Genomic DNA, 21,436 nt, shown 5'->3' with positions numbered 1-21,436 from the left:
TACCAACCTCCTAGTACTATGAAAACTCTGGTTACCACTCTCCTCTTCGCAGCCCTGACTAGCGCTTCAGCTGTGGCCCAAACCAAAGCCCCGGCGCGGGCTGTAAAGCCGGCCAGCCCCGGCACTGCTCCTACTACCCGCCCGGCCACCACGAAAACAGCCACCACGACCAAGTCGGTAGCCAAGCCGGCCGCCAAGCCAGTGGCTAAAGCTCCTACGACGGCAAAGCCTACCCCAGCGCCGGCGCCTGCACCGGTTACTGCGGCGGCCCCGGCGCCCGCAGCTCCGGAAAAGGCCCCGGCTACTCCGGCAGCGGCAGGTGAATTGTTCCAGAAAGGCAGCACCGTGGCCAACCTCGGCATTGGCGTGGGCATAGGGTACGGCTATTACGGCACGGTGAAGTCGACGCCGGCCATGAGCCTGTCGGTGGAGCACGGCATCAAGGAGGGCGTGGGCCCCGGCACTATCGGCATCGGCGGCTTGGTGGGCTACAAGGCTTACCACTACGATTATCCGGGCACGAGCTACAAGTCCAAGTGGACCAACATTATTGTCTCGGCCCGGGGCACCTACCACTACAACGTGCTGCAGAACCCCAAGCTGGATACCTACGGCGGCATCAGCCTGGGCGTCCGGATTCAGAAGTGGACCGACAGCTACTACGATGACGTACCGGAGCTGCGCGGCTACAACACGAGCATGGCCTACCTCACGACCGGCATCTTTGTGGGAGCCCGCTACTACTTCACCGACAACATCGGGGCCTTTACGGAGCTGGGCTACGACATGAACTACCTGAAAGTAGGCTTGTCGGCCCGGTTCTAAACCGCCGAAAACAAACCGGGGCAAACCGCGTGTGGTTTGCCCCGGCTGTTTAGCAGAATACGGCGGCTCTGATTACCGCTTAATCAGCGTGTTGATGTTGATGTGGGGCCACTGGATCAGGCCCTTCCCATCAAGGCGGGGCAGGAAGTCGATGCTGGTGGCCTGGGAGTACTGCAGCTGCTGAAACGTGCGGCCCGTGGGCTTGTCGAGCACGGTTTCCAGCCAGAAGGTCGCCTCAAACTTGCTGGCATCGGCATTCTTGACGATGAAGGGAATGTTGACGATACCGCCCTGGTTGTCGGTGCTGACGGAAATAGTAGTGGTTTGAACGATAGTCTGCTGAGAGCTGGCCTGCCGGAGCGTGGCGTTGGGGTTGGTTTTGTTGAAGCCCTGCATGGGCGTCAGATACGGGTCGAGGTAGCCCAGCCGGGTGCCCCCGATATCGGGCAGCGACGAAATATCCGGAATGCTGGGGCCGCCTTTGGTTACCTGCACAGTACCTGGGGCCAGGAGCGAGTCGCCGTGGGGCACGGAGGCCTGCCGGGCCACGCCGAAGCCACTGGGGCAGTCGGGCAGCAGCAGCCAAGTGCCATTTTCGGCGTGCATCAGGCTTCCGTCGATCAGGCTGTTGATTTTCAGCTCGTAGAGCAGCGTGGGCAGCTGCTGGATAATTCGCTCTCCGCGGTTAGGCGTGGGCGTAGCCAGCGGACTAATCGTGAGGGTTTCGATGTAAGGGCTCGTCAGCAAAACGAAGCCACCCTTCTGGTTGGGCACCGCAATCAGGTTCCAGCCTTTGTTGCCGACCCAGCTGCCGATCAGGCCGGCCAGGGGGCCGAAGATATTTTCGGTTTGCTCGGCGGTGCCGCCAAGACGCATCACGTGCAGGCCTTCGGAGCCCGCAAAACTTGAGTTTGCCATGAGAATAGGTTAGGGGGTTAAGAATACTGGGAAACCGGGATTGAAATAGATGTGCTTGCGGCGCTTTTTCCGCTAAATAATCAGCAAAAAACGCGCGTGGGGTACGATAGAGCGGGTAGTAGGTAATTAGTTGTTACCTCAGCCAAGATAAGTCGTATCAAGGATAAAACAAGCGCCTCCCTGGCTGGGCTCAACTTTCTTTAGCCAGCGCCCCGGTTGCCCACCGGGGCCCGGCAGATACTTCTTCAGCAGCATCAGGGGCGAACGGTGGCCCTGAAGCCGCTGAAGATGCAAAAAGCCCCGCAGCACTGCTACGGGGCTTTTTTTATGCTTGTCGCGCCCTGCTAGAAGAACAGGAAGCGGTGCTTTTTCTTGTGCTTGAGCGGCTTGCCCGGCGGGTCGATGCCGGGGGCCTTGCGGCTCTGGCCGCGCTGCTGCTGGGCGGTGCCGCGCTTGTCCTTGAACTTGCGCACGGTGAAGCCGGCCTTGCCTTTCTCGTACTGCCGGGCCGGGCCCGAAGCCCGCCCGAAGCTGGTGTTGGCGGTACCACCCGAGCGGGCCTCCAGAATTTCAATCTGCTGGTCGCGCTTGGCCTCGTCGGGGTTCATGCTCATGCGGCGCTGCATGCGGGCAATATCCGCCCCGGAAGCCTTCCGGGTAGATTTCCGGCTGGCAGCAGGAGTATCGGGCCGGGGCTCGGTCTGGGCCTGGGCCTGATAGGCAACTAAACTTGTGCCCGTCAGCAGCACAGCGGCAATCAGCTTTTTCATGCGGGAAGAAACAAGGAAGAAACAGTGGGGGAATGCCCCCACGGGCAACTTCCGCACCAATTTATACCGGCCTGAAAACCGGCCCCTGGCAAAGATAGTTCAATTTGGTTAAAACCTATAAGTCAGGCCGATACCGAGGGTTTCCTTGAACTGAACCCGGCGGCCGCGGCTGTCCGGCACCCCGTCATCGTTCCGGTCGACGGGGGTTAAAACATCGTCGTCGTACACCAGCGTGGTGGCAATGCTGCTGCTGATAAACCGGTTGACCTTGAAGCTGACCAGAGTTTCCCAGTTCACGTCGATGTTGCCGGGGGAGTGCAAGTAGTTGCTGAACAGATCCAGCTTACTTTGAAATGTAACATTTTCCCAGATGGGGCGGCGGTACTTTACGTTCAGGTAGGCTCCCAGCTCCTGGCGGAAGCGCTGCCCGGTGCCCCGCACCACTTGCCCGTCGGCAGTGCGCTCGGCCGGCTCCACGCCGAAGGCGCCGGCATCGGCCAGCGTCTGATCGGCCACCACCGTGAACTTGCCCGTAATCGGCGACAGAAACACCGAGAGCTGGTCGTTGGGCTTGTAGTCGATGCCGATGGATGTCAGGATATAGGCCGGGGCAAAGAAGCGCGACAACAGCGAATCCGGCTTTTCCAGGGCCGTAGTGGGCGTCAGCTGCGTTTTCACGTTGGCCTGCGCGGCGTAGTACAGCACCTTGGTAAACTGGCGGCCGTACTTGGCGTTGAGTTCCAGCCGGTCGTCGCTCTTGCGGATGCGGGCTTTGCCGGCTTTGAGGCTGCCATACACGACATCCAGGGAGGTGTCGAAGGTATTATGGCCGCGGCGGTTGTGCAGAAACACGTTGCCGATGCCCAGCAGCGACAGGGAGCTTTGCCCGCCCGGGGCCCAGTTGCTCAGGCTTACCTGGCTGAAATTGAGCGTGCCCACGCCGCCGCGTCGCCAGCCCTGCACGGTGTCGGGCGCGGCGGCGCTGTTTTCCGACGTCTGGGCCAGGGCCAGGGCGGGTAGCAGGCTCAGGCACACCACCCCGCCCACCATTCGGGGCAGCAGCTGGCGGCCGGCTCGTAGCAAACGCTTCATACGGGTTGGAAACGAGCGGGCCGCGACTGGTCGTGGCCCGCTCAGGTGGCGCGTTAGCGGGTGCGCAACGCGTCCCGGATTTCCATCAGCAGCATCTGGTCCTTAGTCGGGGCCGGGTCGGCAACGGCCACTACTACCGGCGGCTTCTTGAAGCGGTTGGCGAACTTCACGATCAGGAATACGCAGAAGGCAATGATGAGGAAGTAGATGATGGCGTTGAGAAACACGCCGTAGTTGATGGTAGCCGCCTTGGCCGCCTTGGCCGCCTCAAAGTTGGCGTAGGTGTTGCCGTCCAGCGGCAGGTACCACTCCTTCAAATCGATGCCCCCGATGGCCAGCCCGATGATTGGCATGATGATGTCGTCGGTGAGCGAGGTGACGATTTTGCCAAAGGAAGCCCCGATGATAACCCCTACCGCCAAATCCAGCACGTTTCCTTTGGAAATAAACTCCTTGAATTCGGATACAAAGCCCATACGCGTAAGCCGTTTTGAGGTGAGAAGGAAGTGAATGTTGTGCTAAATATAAATTTTTTACGATACTTCACTATTCTGCCTCCGCTTGTACTTCTTAGCGAAGTGCAAGGCCAGGGCCTGGTAGCGGGGCGGCGGGCCAGTAGCCTGAGCGGCGCCAGCGGCCGGGGTCGGGCCGACCCGTCAGGGCTGGGGTTTTGCTCTATCTTTGTGCTTCTGTTCTTTCTCCTAAGCCCCGCTTCCCCGCTATGCCCACTTTCGAAAACCTGCTTTACTCCCTCGATGCGGCCACCGGCATCCTGACCATCACCCTGAACCGCCCTTCCAAGCTGAACGCGCTGAACGCGGCGACCATCGAAGAAATCCGGGAGGCCACCCAGCAGGCCCTCGACGACCCGCAGGTGCGCGGCATCATCTTGACCGGCAGCGGCGAAAAAGCCTTCGTGGCCGGGGCCGACATTTCGGAGCTGGCCGCCCTGAACGACATCAGTGGCCGCCGCGCCGCCGAGCGGGGCCAGGAGGCCTTCTGCATGCTGGAAGAAAGCACCAAGCCCGTCATTGCCGCCGTCAACGGCTTTGCCCTGGGCGGGGGCTGCGAGCTGGCCATGGCCTGCCACATGCGCGTAGCCTCCGACAATGCCCGCTTCGGTCAGCCCGAGGTGAATCTGGGCCTTATTCCGGGCTACGGCGGCACCCAGCGCCTGACCCAGCTGATCGGCAAAGGCAAGGCCCTGGAGTTGCTGCTGACCGGCGACCAGATCAAAGCCGACGAAGCCCACCGCCTGGGCCTCGTAAACCACGTGGTGCCCCAGGCCGAGCTGCTGCCCTTCTGCCAGCAGCTGATGACCAAGATTCTGAGCAAGGCCCCGCTGGCCGTGGGCCTGGTTATCGACTGCGTGAATGCCTTCTACGACAAGGAAATGAACGGCTACCAGACCGAGGCCAACTCGTTTGGTCACAGCTTCGCCTCCGACGACTTCCGCGAAGGCACCACGGCGTTCCTGGAAAAGCGCCCGGCTGTGTTCACCGGTAAGTAGCATTATATAGTAAGCCCACAGTCAGGCGTGTGGCAGCGGAGCAGGGTTTTGCTTCCGCCGCCGCACGCCTGATTCCTGATTGAGTACATGAGCATAGCAAAAAAGCTGGCCAGCCAGACGGCCGTATATGGTATCAGCAGCATCGTGGGGCGGGTCTTGTCCTACCTGCTGGTGCCGATATACACCGCCCGGTTTGCCGCGGCCGAATACGGCATCGTGACGGGGCTCTACGCCTACGTGTCGTTTCTGAACGTGGTGTTTACCTACGGCATGGAAACGACTTTCTTCCGGTTTGCCAACCGCGCTGGGGCCGACCGGCAGGAGCTCTACAACCGGGTGCTGACCCTGCTGCTGCTCAGCAGCGCGGTGCTCACGGCCGTGCTGGCCCTGCTGGCCCGCCCCCTGATGAGCCTGCTCGACCTGCCGCCGGGCCAGGAGCGCTACGCCGTCTGGATTGCCCTGATTCTGGGCCTCGACGCGGTGGCGGCCATTCCGTTTGCCAAGCTGCGCCTGGAAAACAAGGCCCGCAAGTTTGCCGCCGTGCGCATGGCTAATATTCTGCTCAACGTGGGGCTGAACATCTTTTTCATCGTGTTCTGCCCCGATGTGCTGGCCGGCAAGTACCTGGCGGGCCTGCAGCCGCTGGTGCGCAGCCTCTACGACCCCAGCGTGGGCGTGGGCTACGTGTTTCTGTCGAACCTGGCGGCCAGCGCCTTTACTCTGCTGCTGCTGGGCCGGGAGCTGACCAGCTTCCGCTTCCGCCTGAATCTGGAGCCGCTGCGGCCCCTGCTCAAGTACGCCTACCCAATTATGCTCATGGGCCTGGCGGGCATGGTAAACGAAACGTTGGACCGGATTCTGCTGCCGCTGTGGCTGCCCGAAGGCTTTTACCCGGGCAAGAGCAGCCTCACCGCCGTTGGTATTTACGGGGCCTGCTACAAGCTGAGCATCTTTATGCAGCTCGTTACCCAGGCGTTCCGCTACGCGGCCGAGCCGTTTTTCTTCGCCCAAAGCACCGACAAGAACTCACCCCGCACCTTTGCCCTGGTGTTGAAGTGGTTTACCCTGAGCTGCGCCGTTATTTTTGTGGTCGTCAGCGTGAACGTGGAGGACTTCGGCCGCCTGTTTCTGCACCGGGCCGAGTACCGGGAAGGCCTGGGCGTGGTGCCCGTGCTGCTGCTGGCCAACCTGTTTCTGGGCGTGTACTGGAACCTGTCGGTCTGGTTTAAGCTCACCGACAAAACCTACTACGGCACCTACATCGGCTTCGGCGGGGCCGTGCTGACCATCGTGCTCAACTTCCTGCTGATTCCGCTGCTGGGCTACATGGGCAGCGCCCTGACCACGCTGGCCTGCTACTTCATGATGGCCGTGGTGTGCTGGCGCCTAGGCGAAAAGCACTTCCCCGTGCCCTACCCCGTAGCCCGGCTGGCCACGTGGCTGGCGGTGGCCTGCGGCCTGGTAGCCCTGAGCTGGTACGTGCCCGTGGCCGACTTCTGGCTGCGCCACGCCTTCCACGCGGGCTTGTGCGTGGTATTCGTGGGGCTGCTGTACCTCATCGAGTGGCCCCGGCAGCTGGCGGCTCGGGCGTAACAGCCGAAACGGGCGGAACTTGCCGGTGAAGATTCTCCGGGCCGCATTCTTTTCGTCTCACTAAATCTCCTTAAACTTATTCATATCTGGTTCGGGCTATCTTTGCGCCGGAACCTACTTTGCCTTGCCCTTCATGCACATTCCCGTCATCAACCGTTCCCACCACCCCTTGCCCGCTTATCAGACCGCCCACGCGGCCGGCATGGACGTGCGGGCCAACCTCACGGACGCCATTACGTTGAAGCCCCTGCAACGCGCCCTGATTCCGACGGGTCTGTTTATGGAAATTCCGGTGGGCTACGAGGTGCAGGTGCGCCCCCGCAGCGGTTTGGCCTACAAGCACGGCATCGGTATCGTGAACAGCCCCGGCACCATCGACGCTGACTACCGCGGCGAGCTAAAAGTGCTGCTGGTCAACCTCTCCGACGCGGAGTTTGTGGTGCAAGACGGGGAGCGGATTGCCCAGCTGGTGGTGGCCCGCCACGAAACCGCCCAGTGGCAGGAAGTGGCCGAGCTCACCGAAACCGAGCGGGGCGCCGGCGGCTACGGCAGCACCGGCACCAAATAAACCCGTCACCGGCGCCGCGCATTTACGTACGTTTTCACACCTTAAGTCTTCTACTTAATTTTCTTTTTTCCGCTATGAAAATCATTGTACCGATGGCCGGCATGGGCAAGCGCATGCGCCCCCACACTCTCACGGTTCCCAAGCCCCTGATTCCAATTGCCGGCAAGCCCATCGTGCAACGCCTAGTGGAAGACATTGCCAAAGTCTGCGGCGAGCAGGTGGAGGAAGTCGCCTTCATCATCGGCCGCTTCGGCGAAACGGTAGAGAAAAGCCTGATCAAAATTGCGGAGTCGGTGGGCGCCAAGGGCACCATCGTGTACCAGGATGAGCCCCTGGGCACGGCCCACGCCATTCTCTGCGCCAAAGAATCCCTGAGCGGCCCGCTGGTGGTGGCTTTTGCCGACACCCTGTTCAAAGCCGACTTTACCCTCGACACCTCGGCCGCCGGCACCATCTGGGTGCAGCGCGTGGATGACCCCAAGCCCTTCGGCGTGGTGAAGCTCGACGAGAACGGGCAGATTACCGACTTCGTGGAAAAACCCCAGGAGTTCGTGTCCGATCTGGCCATTATCGGCATCTACTACTTCCAGGACGGCGAGTACCTGCGCGACGAACTGCAGTTCCTGCTCGACAACGACATCAAGGACAAAGGCGAGTACCAGCTCACCAACGCCCTGGAAAATATGAAGAACAAGGGCACTACGTTTGTGCCCGGCCGCGTTACGGAGTGGCTCGACTGCGGCAACAAGGACGCGACGGTGTTTACCAACCAGCGCTACCTCGAATACTTGCAGGAGCGCAGCGAAAACCTGGTTTCGGAATCCGCTAAGCTGGTGAACTCCGTCATTATCCCACCGGTCTACATCGGCGAAAACGTGGTGGTGACGGACTCGGTCGTGGGCCCGCACGTGTCGCTCGGCGACCATAGCAACGTACGCAGCTCGGTGGTATCGAACTCCATCGTGCAGCAGTCGGCCTCGGTGCTGCACAGCAACGTGACCAACTCGATGATTGGTAACTTCGCCACCGTAACCGGCACGCCCAACGACCTGAGCCTGGGTGATTACAACACGCTGCGCGTGTGATTTTTTTGTTGCCCTGGATGTTAGCAGTAGCGCGGGCTTCTGTCCGCAGATTTGTTTATTTGGGATAATTCCTCCGTTGAACGGTGAACAGCCGTCCGTGCTACTGCGTCCATGAACCGATTTGCCGCCACTACTCTTCTGCTGCTGGGCCTGCTGCTGGCCGGTCCGGGCTATGCCCAGCAACCGGCCGATAAGGAAACGCCGGCCGCCGATACCAAGCCCAGGAAGCTCAGCCGCAAGGAGCGCAAAGAGCTGGCGCGCCGTGCCGAAGTAGACGCGGCGCGCCAGCAGGTGCGCGAGCTGTCGGAGAAAGACCGGGAAATGAGCGAGTCATTCTTCGTGGAAGGCGTGAAATACGTGCTCCTCGAAGACTACAACAAGGGCCTGGAGCGGCTGCTGAAAGCCTACGCCCTGAACCCGACCAACGCGGCCATCAACTACAAGATTGCCGAAACCAACCTGCTCAGCGGCAACCTGAAGGACGCCACCAACTTTGCGCAGGTGGCCGTGAAGCTGGACCCCAAAAACGCCTACTACTACCTGCTGCTGGCCCAGATTTACTCTTCGCAGAAGCAGTACGACCAGGCCGCCAAGGTCTACACCAGCCTGATTCGGGACGTGCCCGACTCGGGCTATTACCTCTTCAACCTGGCCGACCTCTACATGGCCCAGGGCAAGCTGAACGAGGCCCTGACCACGTTTGAGCAGGCCGAAAAGCAGTTTGGCCCCTTGGATGAGGTGTCGTTCAAGAAGCAGCAGATCTACCTCAAGCAGAACAACCTCGACAAGGCCCTGCAGGAAGGCGAGGCGCTGATTGCCTCCAACCCCGACGAAATCCGCTACGTGCTGGCCCAGGCCGAAATGTACGCCACCAACAACCGGTTTCCGGATGCTATTCGGGTGGCCGAAAAAGCCCTGAAGCAGGACCCGGACAACCCCCAGGCCCGCATGATTTTGGCCGACATCTACCGGCAGCAGAACAACAAGCCCGAGTCGGACAAGCAAATCAAGCTGGCCTTCGAAAGCCCGGCCCTCGACGTGGACGAGAAGGTGCGGATTCTGGTCGACTACATCAAGCAGCTACCCAACCCCGCGCTGGAGAAAATAGCGCTGGACCTGGCCGACATTACCACCCGCATCCACCCCAAAGAGGCCAAGGCGTTTTCCGTGGCCGGCGACATTCAGACCATTACCGAGCACAAGGAGCAGGCCCGCGACAATTACCTCAAGGCCATCCGGCTCGACAACACTAAGTTTCAGATCTGGCAGCAGGTGGTGCTCATCGACGCCGAGCTCAACCAGATTGACTCCCTGCTGCGCCACACCGACCGGGCCCTGGAGCTGTTTCCGAACCAGGCCCCGCTGTGGTACTACAACGGCGTGGCTCAGCTCCTGAAAAAGCAGCCCGTGAAAGGCGTGAAGGCCCTGGAATACGGCCGCAAGCTTTCCACCGACAACCCCGAGCTGCTGGCCCAGATTGACACCCAGCTCGGCGACGCCTACCACGAGCTGAAGGAATACGCCAAGTCGGATGCGGCGTACGAGGCCGCCCTGACCTTCGACGCCAACAACGCCCAGGCCCTGAACAACTACAGCTACTTCCTCTCAATGCGGGGCGAAAAGCTGGAAAAGGCCAAGGAAATGGCGGGCAAGCTGGTCAAGCAGTTTCCCACCAACGACACCTACCTCGACACCTACGCCTGGGTGCTCTACAAGCTGAAAGACTACACCGGGGCCCGGCAAAACCTGGAAAAGGCCCTGAAAACCAGCTCCGACGCCACCATCATCGAGCACTACGGCGACGTGCTGTTTCAGCTCGGGGAAAAAGAACTGGCCATGGCCGAATGGCAAAAAGCCAAAAAGGCGGGCGGGGCCTCAGCCCTGATTGACCGCAAGATCAAAGACAAAAAACTGTATGAATAAGTGCTTTCCGCTGGTGTTGCTGTGGGTGGGTCTGCTGCTGAGTGGCTGCAGCCATAAGATTTTCCCCACCAAAACGGCCTCGACCCCCACGCCAGCCAAAGGCTCTGACTTGGTAAAAGCCAAAAATCTGGATTTCCGCTACCTGAAGGCCAAAGGGAAAATCAAGATTGACATGCCCACGCTGCAGCAAACGGCCAACCTGAACCTGCGCGTGCGCAAAGACAGCGCCATCTGGCTGTCGGTATCGTTGGGTATCGAGGGCGTGCGGGCCTATATCACCCGCGACTCGGTGCAGGTCATCAACTACCTGCAGAAAGAGTATTACGCCGGCGACTACGCCTACCTGAGCCGCCTGCTGAACGTGCCCGTCACCTTCGACCGGGTGCAGGCCCTGCTGCTGGGCGACTACCTGCCGGCCCAGGGCAGCACCGCGCCCAAAATCAGCGGCGAAGGGGCTATGCAGCAGGTCGAGTTTCAGGAAGGCAACGTACTGATTACCCAGCTGATCGAGCTGACCCGCAACCGGGTGCAGCAAATCAAGCTGGCCGAGCAGCAGACCCAGAACAAGTTCACGGTCGACTTCTCCGACTTCCGCCCGCTAGACCCCAGCACCATGCCTTTCGCCTACGCCGTGCTGGTGCAGGGTCAGCCCGCCTCCGGCAAGCTGGCCACGGCCTCGATCAACTACCGCAACGTGGATGTCGACAAGGAGCGCCTCTCCTTCCCGTTCTCGGTTCCGAAGGGCTATGTTCGCAAAAAGTAAGCGTACCGCGTTTTTTCTGGTGGTAGCCGGCCTGCTCGTGTTGCAGGCGGCCCCGGCGCAGGCGCAGCAAACCCGCCGCGCCACGACCACCGGGACCCGTAAAAAGAGCAAAGCTCAGCTGGAGCGGGAGCGGCGCGCGACGCTGAAGCGGATTCAGGAAACCAGCCGCATCCTGGAGCAGACCCAGAAGCAGAAGCAGGCTTCCGTGGGTCAGCTTAATGCCCTGAAGGAAAAGCTGACCGTGCAGCAGGGCGTTATCAGGAATATTTCCTCCGAGCTGAAGTACATCGAATCGGATGTGAAGCAGACGGAAAGCCAGGTGCAGCAAACCCAGCAGAGCCTGGAGCAGCTGCGGGCCGAGTATGCCCGCATGATTTACGCCTCCTCGAAAACGGCGAACAGCTACAACCGCATCATGTTCCTGTTTGCGGCCGAGTCGTTCAACCAGTTTATGCTGCGCCTGCGCTACATCCGCCAATATTCGGAAGTGCGTAAAGCCCAGGCCGCCCAGATTTCGAGCACCAAGCAGCGCCTGAGTCAGCAGCTCACGGGCCTCACAGTGAAGAAGCAGGAGAAAAGCTCTCTGCTGTCGGATCAGCTGTCCGAAAAACGCAACTTGGTCACGCTCAAAACCCAGCAGGACCAGGTCGTGACCAAGCTCAGCCAGCAGGAAGAAGGCCTGCGCCAGGAGCTGGCCGCCCGGCAGCAGGCCGTAAGCCGCCTCGACAACCTGATTGCCGAGCGGGTGCGGGAAGAAATAGCCCGGGCGGCCCGGGCCGCTGCTCGCGCCGCCGCTGCCAAAGCACGGGCCGCCGCTGCCCGCGCCAACGCCAGCTCGGGCGCGGCCCCCACCCGCAGCCCCAGCACGACCAGCCGGGCCGCTACGGCCGCCGCGGAAGCAGCCGAGGAAGCCGCCGTGGAGCGCGTGGATAAAGTGACTCTGACGCCCGAAACGGCGGTTATTTCCTCGTCTTTTGCCGAAAACCGCGGCCGGCTGCTGTGGCCCGTCGCCAAGGGCTTCATCTCGCAGCGCTTTGGCCGGCACGCGCACCCAGTGCTCAAAAACGTCATCGTTGAAAACCGCGGGGTCGATATTCAAACCAGCGCCGGGGAGCCGGTGCGGGCCATTTTCGAGGGCAAGGTGCTGACCGTCTCCAGCATTGCCGGCATGAACAACATCGTCATGATTCAGCACGGCGAGTACTTTACCGTGTATGCCAAGCTGCGCACCGTCAGCGTGACGGAGGGCCAGCAGGTGGATATGCGCCAGCAGATCGGGACGGTGTATACCAATGCGGAAGGCACCTCCGAGCTGCAGTTTCAGGTGTGGCGCAACAGCTCCAATCTGAACCCGGAAAACTGGCTGGGCCGAAAGTAGCGGGCATAAAAAAACACCGTGCAGCGCACGGTGCCTTTCTGAGCTATGAAAACAAACTTAGCTACCAGAAACCGCTTCGCCGCCGCTCGGGCTTTGCAGCCACTACCAGCAACGGAGCATTCCTTGATAACAGGACGAAAGATAGGCGAACCCCTATCAAAAACCAGTATATTTCGCTGAAGCTGTAATTTTCCTCGCTGAAGGAAAGTTTTCCTTATCTGAGGAAGCCGCTAAACCAGGTTAAGCCGGCCCAGCAGAGCACTCTTGTACGAACTGCCAATGGGCACGGGCAGCAGGTGGGTAGGCTCCCCCACCCGACCGGTGTCCACGATGGCGGCATCGGCCTCAATGGCCACGATACGGTCGAGGCGCACGATATACTTGCGGTGCACGCGGGCAAACTCACGGGGCGGCAGCTTGGTTTCCAGCTCCTTCATGGTGCTGTACACCGTGTGCCGCTCGCGCCCGGCATAGATGTTCACGTAGTCGCCCAGGGCCTCCACATAGCGAATATCGGCCGCGCTGACCCGCACCAGCTTGTGGTCCTGCTTGATAAACAACTCGTTGCGGCTAGCCATGTACAGCGAGTCGGCCGCGTCGTTGGCCATGCGCAGCAGGCCGTCCAGCTTGCGCTGCTCCTGCTCCAGCTGCAGACGGGCCCGGCGCAGCTCCAGGTGCGACACCACTTCCCGGGCCAGAATACGCAGGGCTTCGCGCTGCTCCTCGGTAAGCCGGCGCGGCACCCGGTCGATTGCGCACAGGGTACCCAAAGGCTGCCCGCTGGGCGTAATCAGGGGCGCGCCGGCGTAGAACCGGATGCCCGGGTCGTTCACCACGAGCGGGTTGGTCCGAAACAGCGGGTCCTCAACGGCATTTTCGATTTCGTAGACGTCGTTGCCAAACATGGCATGCTGGCAGAAAGATATTTCCCGGTGCGTGCTTTCCACGCCGTCCAGGCCGACGTTGGCTTTAAACCACTGCCGCTCGGCGTCAATCAGTGACACCAGCGAAATAGGCGTGCCGCAGATGTAGGCGGCCAGCTTCGCTAGGTCATCAAACACATCTTCGGGCGGTGTGTCCAGAACCTGATAGTTGCGCAGGGTTTCCAGGCGTTCTGCTTCACTGGTATTCTGCCGAAACAGAACATCCATGGCGTGAGGCGAACTGGCAGAGCTTGGTTTGGCTGGCATTAGGCAAACGAATGAGAGAAGTATGAGTCAGCTACTATAACAAGTAAGTGCGCGGAATTGCTTCATAGAAGGTACAGTTCCCTGGTAAGTTAATCCAAATTAAATGGCCTAATCCCAATTGGCACCCGTCGAAACCAGCATTGGCGCGGCCAAAGATCCGGATACATACGTAACTGCAAGAAAGACCGGATTGGGCAGTCGGCGGAATTATTTCGCCGGAAATAGGCGGGTAGAAATCATTTGAAAATTATGGGGTACTTTTACCAATCCTAACCGTTGCTTATTCGCGTACAATAAGCTTTGCCACTCCAAACCGGCCCCTGGCCTTTTGATTATGACCCTTGCCTCGCTTTTCCTGATCGGCAGCTTCGGTACCACCGAAATTCTGCTGATTCTTTTTGTTATTATCTTGTTGTTCGGAGCCAAGCGCATCCCGGAGTTGGCCAAAGGCTTGGGCAAAGGCATCCGCGAATTTAAGGATGCCTCCAAGGATGAGCAGCCCGAGTTCCGCGACCGGCCCGCCAACCCCAACGACCCGACCCAACCCCGTCTGTAATTTCAGCAGCACCATGCAGACTCCCACCCTTCTCTTCTTAGGCGACCTTGGCGGCGGCGAAATCATGCTGATCCTGGTCGTTATCCTGATCTTCTTCGGCGCCAACAAGATTCCGGAGCTGGCCCGGGGCCTGGGCAAAGGTATCCGCGAATTTAAGGACGCGTCGCAGGAAATCCGCAGCGAGTTTGAAAACGCTGATAGACCTCGCCCCAACCCCAACGCCGGCTACCAGGCACCGCCCGTGTACCCTGCCCCGCCGGTTGACACGCCGACCACGCCGGTGCACCCGGCGCATCATAACGATGCTGCTGCTGCTGCCGCCACCACCTATACCGCTCCCGCTACTCCGGTAGCTCCGCCGATGGACGGGGGTATTACGCCCCCGGTCCCGACCCCGGAAGAACGGCCCCGCCTCGATCAAACGACCAACTGATAGCAACCACTTGAGACGCTTTACCTCTCTTACGGAAGTTCGCCACGAGCTGACGGCAGGCACCACGACCTGCCGTCAGCTCGTGGAGTATTATCTGGATAACATCCAGAAGAAAAGCCACCTGAATGCTTTTCTGGAAGTGTGGCCCGACGAAGCCCGCGCCCAGGCCGAGGCCGTAGACGCCAAACTGGCCGCCGGCACCGCCGGCAAGCTGGCCGGCATGGTCATCGGTCTGAAGGACGTGCTGGCCTACAAAGACCACGCCCTGCAAAGCAGCAGCCACATCCTGGACGGCTTCAAGTCGCTGTTTACCGGCACGGCCGTGCAGCGTTTGCTCGATGAAGACGCCATCATCATCGGCCGCCAGAACTGCGACGAGTTTGCGATGGGCGCTTCCAACGAGACGTCCTACTTCGGCCCGGCCCGTAATGAGATTGACCCCGAGCGGGTACCCGGCGGCTCGTCGGGCGGCTCGGCCGTGGCCGTGCAGGCCGATTTGTGCCTGGCCTCCATCGGCTCCGATACGGGCGGCTCGGTGCGGCAGCCGGCAGCGTTTTGCGGCATCGTGGGCTTCAAGCCGACGTACTCGCGCATCTCGCGCTACGGTTTGGTGGCCTACGCTTCGTCGTTCGACCAGATCGGAACGCTGACCCGCTCGGTGGAAGACGCGGCATTGCTGCTGGAAGTAATGGCCGGCCCCGACGACTTCGACTCGACCGTGAGCCAGCAGCCCGTGCCGGCCTACAGCGAGCTGCTCACGCCCGCGCCCCACTACCGCATCGGCTACATCCGCGACACGATGGAGCGGCCCGGCCTGAACCCCGAAATCAAGGCGGCGGTGGAAGAAGCCCTCGACACGCTGCGCGGCCAGGGCCACGTGGTTGATGCCGTGGACTTCCCTTACCTGGACTACATCGTGCCGTCGTACTACATTCTGACCACGGCCGAAGCCAGCTCCAACCTGAGCCGCTTCGACGGGGTGAAGTACGGCTACCGCGCCCCCGACGCCACGGATTTGGAGTCGCTCTACAAGAAAACCCGCGCCCAGGGCTTCGGTCCCGAGGTGCAGCGCCGGATTCTGCTGGGCACCTTCGTGCTGTCGGCTGATTACTACGACGCGTATTACACTAAAGCCCAGCGGGTTCGTCGGTTGATTAAGGACACCACCGACGAACTTCTGCGCCAGTACGATTTCCTGGTGCTGCCCACCACCCCGACCACGGCGTTTAAGATTGGGGAAAACCAGAAAGATGCCCTGGCTATGTATCTGGCCGATATCTTTACCGTACAGGCCTCTCTGGCGGGCGTACCGGCTATTTCGGTGCCGGCCGGCGTCGATGCGGCGGGCCTGCCCATCGGGTTGCAGGTGCTCAGCGGCGCGTTCCGCGAGGAGCATCTGCTGGCCTTTGCCAATTCACTCACGGAATCCCTCACTCCAGCCATTCCCTGATGAAAAAGTCGTTGCTGCGCGTTGCCGCCCCTTTTCTGCTCCTGGCTTTTACGGCCCGCCCCAGTGCGGCGCAGGTACAACCCGAACTGAATCCGGACGGCACGCGCACCAACGACTCGACGCGCGTGCAGCTGACCGTGCCGCTCGACTCGCTGGTAGCCGAGCCCACGTCGGCGGCCGACTCGGCCCGCCTGGTGTGGCTGCAGACCCCGCCCGAGCTGCGCGACCTGGTCGGCGACCGGGTGGGCTGCCTGGATACCGACATGCCGCACGTATTCAACGGTACGGTGATGAGCTTCGTGAATTACTTCACCCTGCGCAACCGGGGCTACACCCAGCGGATTCTGGAGCGGCAAAACCTGTATTTCCCGCTGTTTGAGAAGTATCTGGCCAAATACCACCTGCCCCAGGATCTGAAGTATCTGGCGGTGGTAGAATCGGCGTTGCTGCCCACGGCCCGCTCCCGGGTGGGGGCCGTGGGCTTGTGGCAGTTTATGGGCCCCACGGGGCGCGACATGCGGCTGCTGCAAAACGAGTACATCGACGAGCGGATGAACCCGGAGAAGTCGACGGAGGCGGCCTGCAAGTACCTGCGCGACCTGTACCGCATGTTTGGCGACTGGGAGCTGGTGCTGGCGGCCTACAACTGGGGCGGCGGCAACGTGCAGCGGGCCATGAAGCGCACCGGTAAAAAGACCTTCTGGGACCTGTACCCGCAGCTGCCCAAGGAAACGCGCAACTACGTGCCCACCTTCACGGCGGCCATGTACACGCTGCAACACGCCAAAGAGCACGGTCTGCACAACGACTCCCTGCGTTACCTCTACCCGGAGGCAACCGATACGCTCCTGATTTCGGGCCGTAGCCTGGATCTGCGCAAGCTCTCGGCCCAGTTTGGCCTCGACTCGGCCGCGCTGGGTCGGTACAACCCGGAAATCCGCAAAACCTACCTGCCCGAAACCATCCAGAACTACAAGCTGACGGTGCCGGCCTGCGTGCGGACCGAAATGGCTATGCTGGACCGCAACACGGTGCTGGACTTCTGCAAAGTGGTGCTGCCGCCCCCCCGCCCCATCACGCCGCTGGTGCCCGCTTTGCCCGCTGCCGATTCGGCGGCGGCTTTGGCGGCCGCCGAAAAAGCGGCGGAGCAGCCCAGGTACCGCCGCGTCCGGCACTCAGTGAAGCGGGGCGAGAGTATTGCCGACGTGGCGGAGCGCTACGAGGTAAGTCAGGCGCAGCTGCGCCGCTGGAACAAGCTGGCCCGGGGCAAAGCCCTGGTGCCTAAGCAGCAGCTGGTGGTGTTTGTGCCGGTAGAAGAAACCCCGGCAGTAGCCGCGCGCAAAGCCCCGGTGCCGGCCAGGCTGCCCTTGCCGACGGATAAGCCCAGCAAGGAAGCCGCATCCCCGGCAGTGGCCGCCGCAACGACCAGGCCCGCCAAGCCAGCCCCCGTGGCTGACGACGAAGACTCAACCGAAGCCGCCGCCGAACCGCAGAAAGCGGTGGCCGCCGCGCCCGCGCGCCCGGCCCGCAGCCGGGAGCGGGAAGTGGCTGCCGAAGCCAAAGCCAACAGCGCAGCTCCTGCCGACGACGACAGCCTGCCCACCGAGTACATCGTGCGCCGCGGCGACAACCTGACCCGGCTGGCCCGGGAACGGGGCGTAACCGTCGCCCAGCTCATGGCCTGGAACAGCCTCGAATCGGAAGCCGTGGTGCCGGGGCAGAAGCTGCTGCTGCACACCCCGACCGAAGCCGAAGCGGCAGCGGCCATCAAAGCAGCTGCCCGCCGCGTTGCGGCTACTGCCGCGCGCCCGACCGACGTGCTGCCCGCGCCCAAAGTGCACCTGGTGCAGCCCGGCGACACGCTCTACAACATATCGCGCCGCTACCAGGGCGTCACGGTGGAGCAACTGCGCAAGCTCAACCACCTGAAGTCGGATGAGGTGAAGCCGGGGCAGAAGCTGCTGGTGCAGGGCTAAAACTCCTCCCAGGCTGTCGTAACTTTGCGGCTGGCCCGTTTCTGGTGCCCCACGCCCGACTGGCGCGGGGCACTGCTCTTTAATCGGCAAGCCTACTAAACTTTGATTCCGGCCTATTTCGCCCCAACTTGCTCTTTGCGCACCCCAGCGCCAACCGCCCTTTTTGCTCCCCTATGCTCAAAATAAACAAACAGGAAGCCCTCGACTACCACTCCCAGAACCCGGCCGGCAAGATCGAAGTAGTGCCCACCAAGCCCGTCAGCACCCAGCTGGACCTGGCCCTGGCCTACTCGCCCGGCGTGGCCGAGCCCTGCAAAGCCATTGCCCTGAACAAGGACGACGTGTATAAGTACACGGCCAAGGGCAACCTGGTGGGCGTTATCAGCAACGGCACCGCCGTGCTGGGCCTGGGCAACATCGGTCCCGACGCCAGCAAGCCCGTGATGGAAGGCAAGGGCGTACTGTTCAAGAAATTCGCCGGCCTCGACTGCTTCGACATCGAAATTGACTGCACTGACCCCGAGGAGTTCGTGCGCATCGTCAAGTCCTTGGAGCCCACGTTCGGCGGCATCAACCTGGAAGACATCAAGGCCCCCGAGTGCTTCGTGATTGAAAAGGCCCTGCGCGAGCAGATGACCATTCCGCTAATGCACGACGACCAGCACGGCACGGCCATTATTTCGTCGGCCGCCCTGCTCAACGCCCTGGAAGTGGTGGGCAAGGACATCCGGGACATCAAGCTGGTGGTGAGCGGCGCGGGCGCGGCGGCCATCAGCTGCCTGCGCCTCTACCGGGAGCTGGGCCTGAACGTGCAAAACGTGACGGTGTTCGACAAGGACGGCGTGATCAACCAGCACCGCACCGATCTGGCCGAGCTGCAGATGCAGTTTGCCACTAGCAGCACCATCACGACCCTGGCCGAGGCCATGGAAGGCGCCGACGTGTTTCTGGGCCTCTCGGCGGCCAACGTGCTGCCCCCCGACCTGCTGCTGAAGATGGCCGACAACCCCATCGTGTTTGCCCTGGCCAACCCCGACCCGGAAATCGTGTACGAGCTGGCCCTGGCTACCCGGCCCGACATCATCATGGCCACCGGCCGCTCCGACCATCCCAACCAGGTCAATAACGTGCTGGGCTTCCCCTACATCTTCCGGGGGGCAATGGACGTGCGGGCCACCGAAATCAACGAGGCCATGAAGCTGGCCGCCGTGCAGGCCCTGGCCGAGCTGGCCAAGGAGCCCGTGCCCGACATGGTGAACAAGGCCTACGGCGACAACACCCTGACCTTCGGCCGCACCTACCTCATTCCCAAGCCCCTCGACCCGCGCCTGATTACGACCGTGAGCGTGGCCGTAGCCAAGGCTGGTATTGCCAGCGGCGTAGCCCGCCGCGAAATAACCGACTGGATGGCTTACGAGGATGAGCTGCGCAGCCGCCTGGGCGTCAATCAGAAGCTGATGAACCGCATTACCAGCGCGGCCAAGGCCAACCCCAAGCGCGTGGTCTTTGCCGAGGGCGACAACTACAAGATTCTCAAAGCGGCCCAAATCGTGTACGACGAGGGCATTGCCGTGCCGATTCTGCTGGGCAACCGCAAGAAAATCGACGCCATTGCCCGCGCCAACAGCCTCGACCTGGACGGCTGCCAGATCATCGACATCCTGGAGGAAGACGCCAAGCGCGACGAGTACGCCGCCCTGCTGTTCCGCAAGCGGCAGCGCCGGGGCATCACGCTCTACGAAGGCCGCCGCCTGCTGCGCGAGCGGAACTACTACGCCTCAATGATGGTGGAAACCGGGGAGGCCGACGCCTTTATTACCGGTCTGAGCAAGGACTACGGCAAAAGCATTCTGCCGTCGCTCCAGGTGATTGGGGTGGATGAGGGCGTGAAGCGCGTGGCCGGTATGTACATCATCCAGCACAAGAAAGGCCCGTTCTTCTTCGCCGATACCACCGTGAACATCGACCCCACGGCCGAGGAAATGGTGGACATCATCGGGCTGGCGGCCCGCACCGTGCGCTTCTTCGACACCGAGCCGCGCATTGCCGTGCTGAGCTACTCCAACTTCGGCTCCAACCCCGGCCCCCTGCCCGACAAGGCCCGCCTGGCCACCGAGCTAGCCAAGAAGCGCTACCCCGACCTGCTGCTCGACGGCGAAATGCAGGCCAACACGGCCCTGAACCCCGAGCTGCTGCGCGAGCAGTACCCCTTCTCGGAGCTGGCCGAGCAGGGCGCCAACACCCTGATTTTCCCCAACGTGGTATCGGGTAACATTGCCTACAAGGTGCTGCAGGAAATCGGGGGCGCGGAGGTAATCGGGCCGGTGCTGATGGGCATGCGCAAGCCGGTGCACATTCTGCAGCTGGGCGCTTCGGTGCGCGAAATCGTGAACATGACGGCCATTGCCGTGGTGGACGCACAAACCAACCGCAAGCCGCTGTAGGCCGGTCGCCTCACCCCCCACCCCCTCTCCGAAAAAGGAGAGGGGGAGCCGGACGATTCGGTTCTGCTTTCGGAGAGGAGCCGGGGGTGAGGCGACCCACCAGAACGGCTGCCTGACTTTTGCAGCATTTACATTCAGAAAACGGGATGTTTCCGCCTTTTACCCGGCGGAAACATCCCGTTTTTTAGTGGAAAAAGCCTGTAGTTTTGGGATAGAAAACCGGGCCTTTGCTGTTGGCTTTCACGCGGCCTTCATACCTGGTCGGTATGGCAATATCTGTATTCTACCATACTACACCTGCTCCCGCGTTCAGTTTCTTATTCTTAGCTTGCCTGCATGATTGCATACCTCGACGGAAAACTAGCCTACAAAGACCCCACCATGGCCATCATGGACGTAAGCGGCGTGGGCTACGAGATTAAGATTTCCCTGGCTACCTACTCCAAGCTTCCGGTGGAAGGCGAGAAAGCCAAAATATACACCTACCAGCACATCAAGGAAGATGCCCAGGCGCTCTACGGCTTCCTGGACCCCAACGAGAAGGCCTTGTTCATGCACCTGATTTCGGTGTCGGGCATCGGGCCGGGCACGGGCATCATGATGGTGTCGTCGATGTCGGTGGGCGAAATCCGCCACGCCATCGTCAATGAGGACGTGCGCTCCATTCAGAGTATCAAGGGAGTAGGCCCCAAGACGGCCCAGCGCGTGATTCTGGACCTGCGCGACAAGCTGCGCAAAGACGAGCTGCTCAGCAAAGCCGGCGTGGATACCGTACCGCTGGCCCGGGCGCACAATACCAACCGCTCGGAAGCGTTAGCGGCATTAGTGACTTTGGGCTTTGCCCGCGCGGCTGCCGAGAAGAATCTGGACCAGATCCAGCAGAAACACGGCAGTGAGTTGAGCGTGGAGGAACTGATTAAATTTGCTCTTAAGTCTCATTAGAATTTTACCTGGCCCCGCGT

19 protein-coding genes are annotated in these 21,436 nt (G+C 61.3%); 14 read left to right on the top strand and 5 right to left on the bottom strand.

What is annotated here, in order from left to right:
• Window positions 1-18 precede the first annotated feature (18 nt).
• Complete coding sequence (locus E5K00_RS16050) at window positions 19-825, top strand: hypothetical protein (RefSeq protein ID WP_135464325.1); 807 nt, start codon at window positions 19-21, stop codon at window positions 823-825.
• Between the two features lie 72 nt (window positions 826-897).
• Here the strand turns inward: E5K00_RS16050 and E5K00_RS16045 are convergent, their stop codons facing one another.
• The 4 genes from E5K00_RS16045 to mscL form a co-directional block, all read right to left on the bottom strand.
• Window positions 898-1,743 carry a heme-binding protein gene (locus E5K00_RS16045; protein ID WP_245328315.1) on the bottom strand — a complete coding sequence of 282 codons (846 nt, stop codon included), beginning with the start codon at window positions 1,741-1,743 and terminating at the stop codon, window positions 898-900.
• A 344-nt stretch (window positions 1,744-2,087) separates the two neighbouring features.
• Window positions 2,088-2,513: a hypothetical protein gene (locus tag E5K00_RS16040; RefSeq protein ID WP_135464324.1), complete on the bottom strand. Its 426-nt coding sequence runs from the start codon at window positions 2,511-2,513 to the stop codon at window positions 2,088-2,090.
• Between the two features lie 108 nt (window positions 2,514-2,621).
• Window positions 2,622-3,605 (bottom strand): DUF3078 domain-containing protein, encoded by a 984-nt coding sequence (locus tag E5K00_RS16035; protein WP_245328314.1) that lies wholly within the window; start codon window positions 3,603-3,605, stop codon window positions 2,622-2,624.
• A gap of 53 nt (window positions 3,606-3,658) precedes the next feature.
• Window positions 3,659-4,081 carry a large conductance mechanosensitive channel protein MscL gene (mscL, locus tag E5K00_RS16030; protein ID WP_135464323.1) on the bottom strand — a complete coding sequence of 141 codons (423 nt, stop codon included), beginning with the start codon at window positions 4,079-4,081 and terminating at the stop codon, window positions 3,659-3,661.
• A 245-nt stretch (window positions 4,082-4,326) separates the two neighbouring features.
• Here mscL and E5K00_RS16025 point away from each other — a divergent pair, with 245 nt between their 5' ends.
• The 7 genes from E5K00_RS16025 to E5K00_RS15995 all read left to right on the top strand — a co-directional run bounded on the left by E5K00_RS16025 (window position 4,327) and on the right by E5K00_RS15995 (window position 12,425).
• Window positions 4,327-5,115 carry an enoyl-CoA hydratase/isomerase family protein gene (locus E5K00_RS16025; RefSeq protein ID WP_135464322.1) on the top strand — a complete coding sequence of 263 codons (789 nt, stop codon included), beginning with the start codon at window positions 4,327-4,329 and terminating at the stop codon, window positions 5,113-5,115.
• Between the two features lie 87 nt (window positions 5,116-5,202).
• On the top strand, window positions 5,203-6,708 hold the full coding sequence (locus E5K00_RS16020) for an oligosaccharide flippase family protein (RefSeq protein ID WP_135464321.1): 1,506 nt from the start codon (window positions 5,203-5,205) through the stop codon (window positions 6,706-6,708).
• Window positions 6,709-6,841: 133 nt separating this feature from the next.
• Window positions 6,842-7,276: a dUTP diphosphatase gene (dut, locus tag E5K00_RS16015; RefSeq protein ID WP_135464320.1), complete on the top strand. Its 435-nt coding sequence runs from the start codon at window positions 6,842-6,844 to the stop codon at window positions 7,274-7,276.
• A gap of 74 nt (window positions 7,277-7,350) precedes the next feature.
• A complete protein-coding gene (locus E5K00_RS16010) occupies window positions 7,351-8,361 on the top strand; it encodes a sugar nucleotidyltransferase (RefSeq protein WP_135464319.1) in 1,011 nt (336 codons plus the stop codon).
• Between the two features lie 111 nt (window positions 8,362-8,472).
• Window positions 8,473-10,284, top strand: coding sequence for a tetratricopeptide repeat protein (locus tag E5K00_RS16005; protein ID WP_135464318.1), 1,812 nt, complete (start codon window positions 8,473-8,475; stop codon window positions 10,282-10,284).
• Window positions 10,277-11,047 carry a DUF4292 domain-containing protein gene (locus E5K00_RS16000; protein ID WP_135464317.1) on the top strand — a complete coding sequence of 257 codons (771 nt, stop codon included), beginning with the start codon at window positions 10,277-10,279 and terminating at the stop codon, window positions 11,045-11,047. Before E5K00_RS16005 ends, E5K00_RS16000 begins: the two co-directional genes overlap by 8 nt.
• Window positions 11,031-12,425: a murein hydrolase activator EnvC family protein gene (locus tag E5K00_RS15995; protein WP_135464316.1), complete on the top strand. Its 1,395-nt coding sequence runs from the start codon at window positions 11,031-11,033 to the stop codon at window positions 12,423-12,425. The genes E5K00_RS16000 and E5K00_RS15995 overlap by 17 nt, the downstream gene beginning before the upstream one ends.
• A gap of 230 nt (window positions 12,426-12,655) precedes the next feature.
• Here E5K00_RS15995 and E5K00_RS15990 read toward each other — a convergent pair whose 3' ends face one another.
• Window positions 12,656-13,576: a GAF domain-containing DNA-binding protein gene (locus tag E5K00_RS15990; protein ID WP_135464315.1), complete on the bottom strand. Its 921-nt coding sequence runs from the start codon at window positions 13,574-13,576 to the stop codon at window positions 12,656-12,658.
• A 373-nt stretch (window positions 13,577-13,949) separates the two neighbouring features.
• Here E5K00_RS15990 and tatA point away from each other — a divergent pair, with 373 nt between their 5' ends.
• From tatA to ruvA, 6 genes are all read left to right on the top strand, one after another.
• The gene (gene tatA, locus E5K00_RS15985; RefSeq protein ID WP_135464314.1) at window positions 13,950-14,171 is read left to right on the top strand and encodes a twin-arginine translocase TatA/TatE family subunit; all 222 of its coding nucleotides are present in this window, start codon (window positions 13,950-13,952) and stop codon (window positions 14,169-14,171) included.
• A gap of 13 nt (window positions 14,172-14,184) precedes the next feature.
• A complete protein-coding gene (locus tag E5K00_RS23275; RefSeq protein ID WP_135464313.1) occupies window positions 14,185-14,604 on the top strand; it encodes a Sec-independent protein translocase subunit TatA/TatB in 420 nt (139 codons plus the stop codon).
• A 10-nt stretch (window positions 14,605-14,614) separates the two neighbouring features.
• Complete coding sequence (gene gatA / locus E5K00_RS15975; protein WP_135464312.1) at window positions 14,615-16,054, top strand: Asp-tRNA(Asn)/Glu-tRNA(Gln) amidotransferase subunit GatA; 1,440 nt, start codon at window positions 14,615-14,617, stop codon at window positions 16,052-16,054.
• Window positions 16,054-18,030: a LysM peptidoglycan-binding domain-containing protein gene (locus E5K00_RS15970; RefSeq protein ID WP_135464311.1), complete on the top strand. Its 1,977-nt coding sequence runs from the start codon at window positions 16,054-16,056 to the stop codon at window positions 18,028-18,030. Before gatA ends, E5K00_RS15970 begins: the two co-directional genes overlap by 1 nt.
• 173 nt (window positions 18,031-18,203) lie before the next feature.
• The gene (locus tag E5K00_RS15965) at window positions 18,204-20,474 is read left to right on the top strand and encodes an NADP-dependent malic enzyme (RefSeq protein ID WP_135464310.1); all 2,271 of its coding nucleotides are present in this window, start codon (window positions 18,204-18,206) and stop codon (window positions 20,472-20,474) included.
• A gap of 336 nt (window positions 20,475-20,810) precedes the next feature.
• A complete protein-coding gene (gene ruvA, locus E5K00_RS15960) occupies window positions 20,811-21,416 on the top strand; it encodes a Holliday junction branch migration protein RuvA (protein ID WP_135464309.1) in 606 nt (201 codons plus the stop codon).
• Window positions 21,417-21,436: the final 20 nt, after the last annotated feature.

The sequence above is a fragment of the Hymenobacter aquaticus genome (genome assembly GCF_004765605.1).
GTDB lineage: Bacteria > Bacteroidota > Bacteroidia > Cytophagales > Hymenobacteraceae > Hymenobacter > Hymenobacter aquaticus.
The sequence above is the reverse complement of the archived record's forward strand: the minus strand, read 5'-3'. Positions and strand labels throughout refer to the sequence as shown.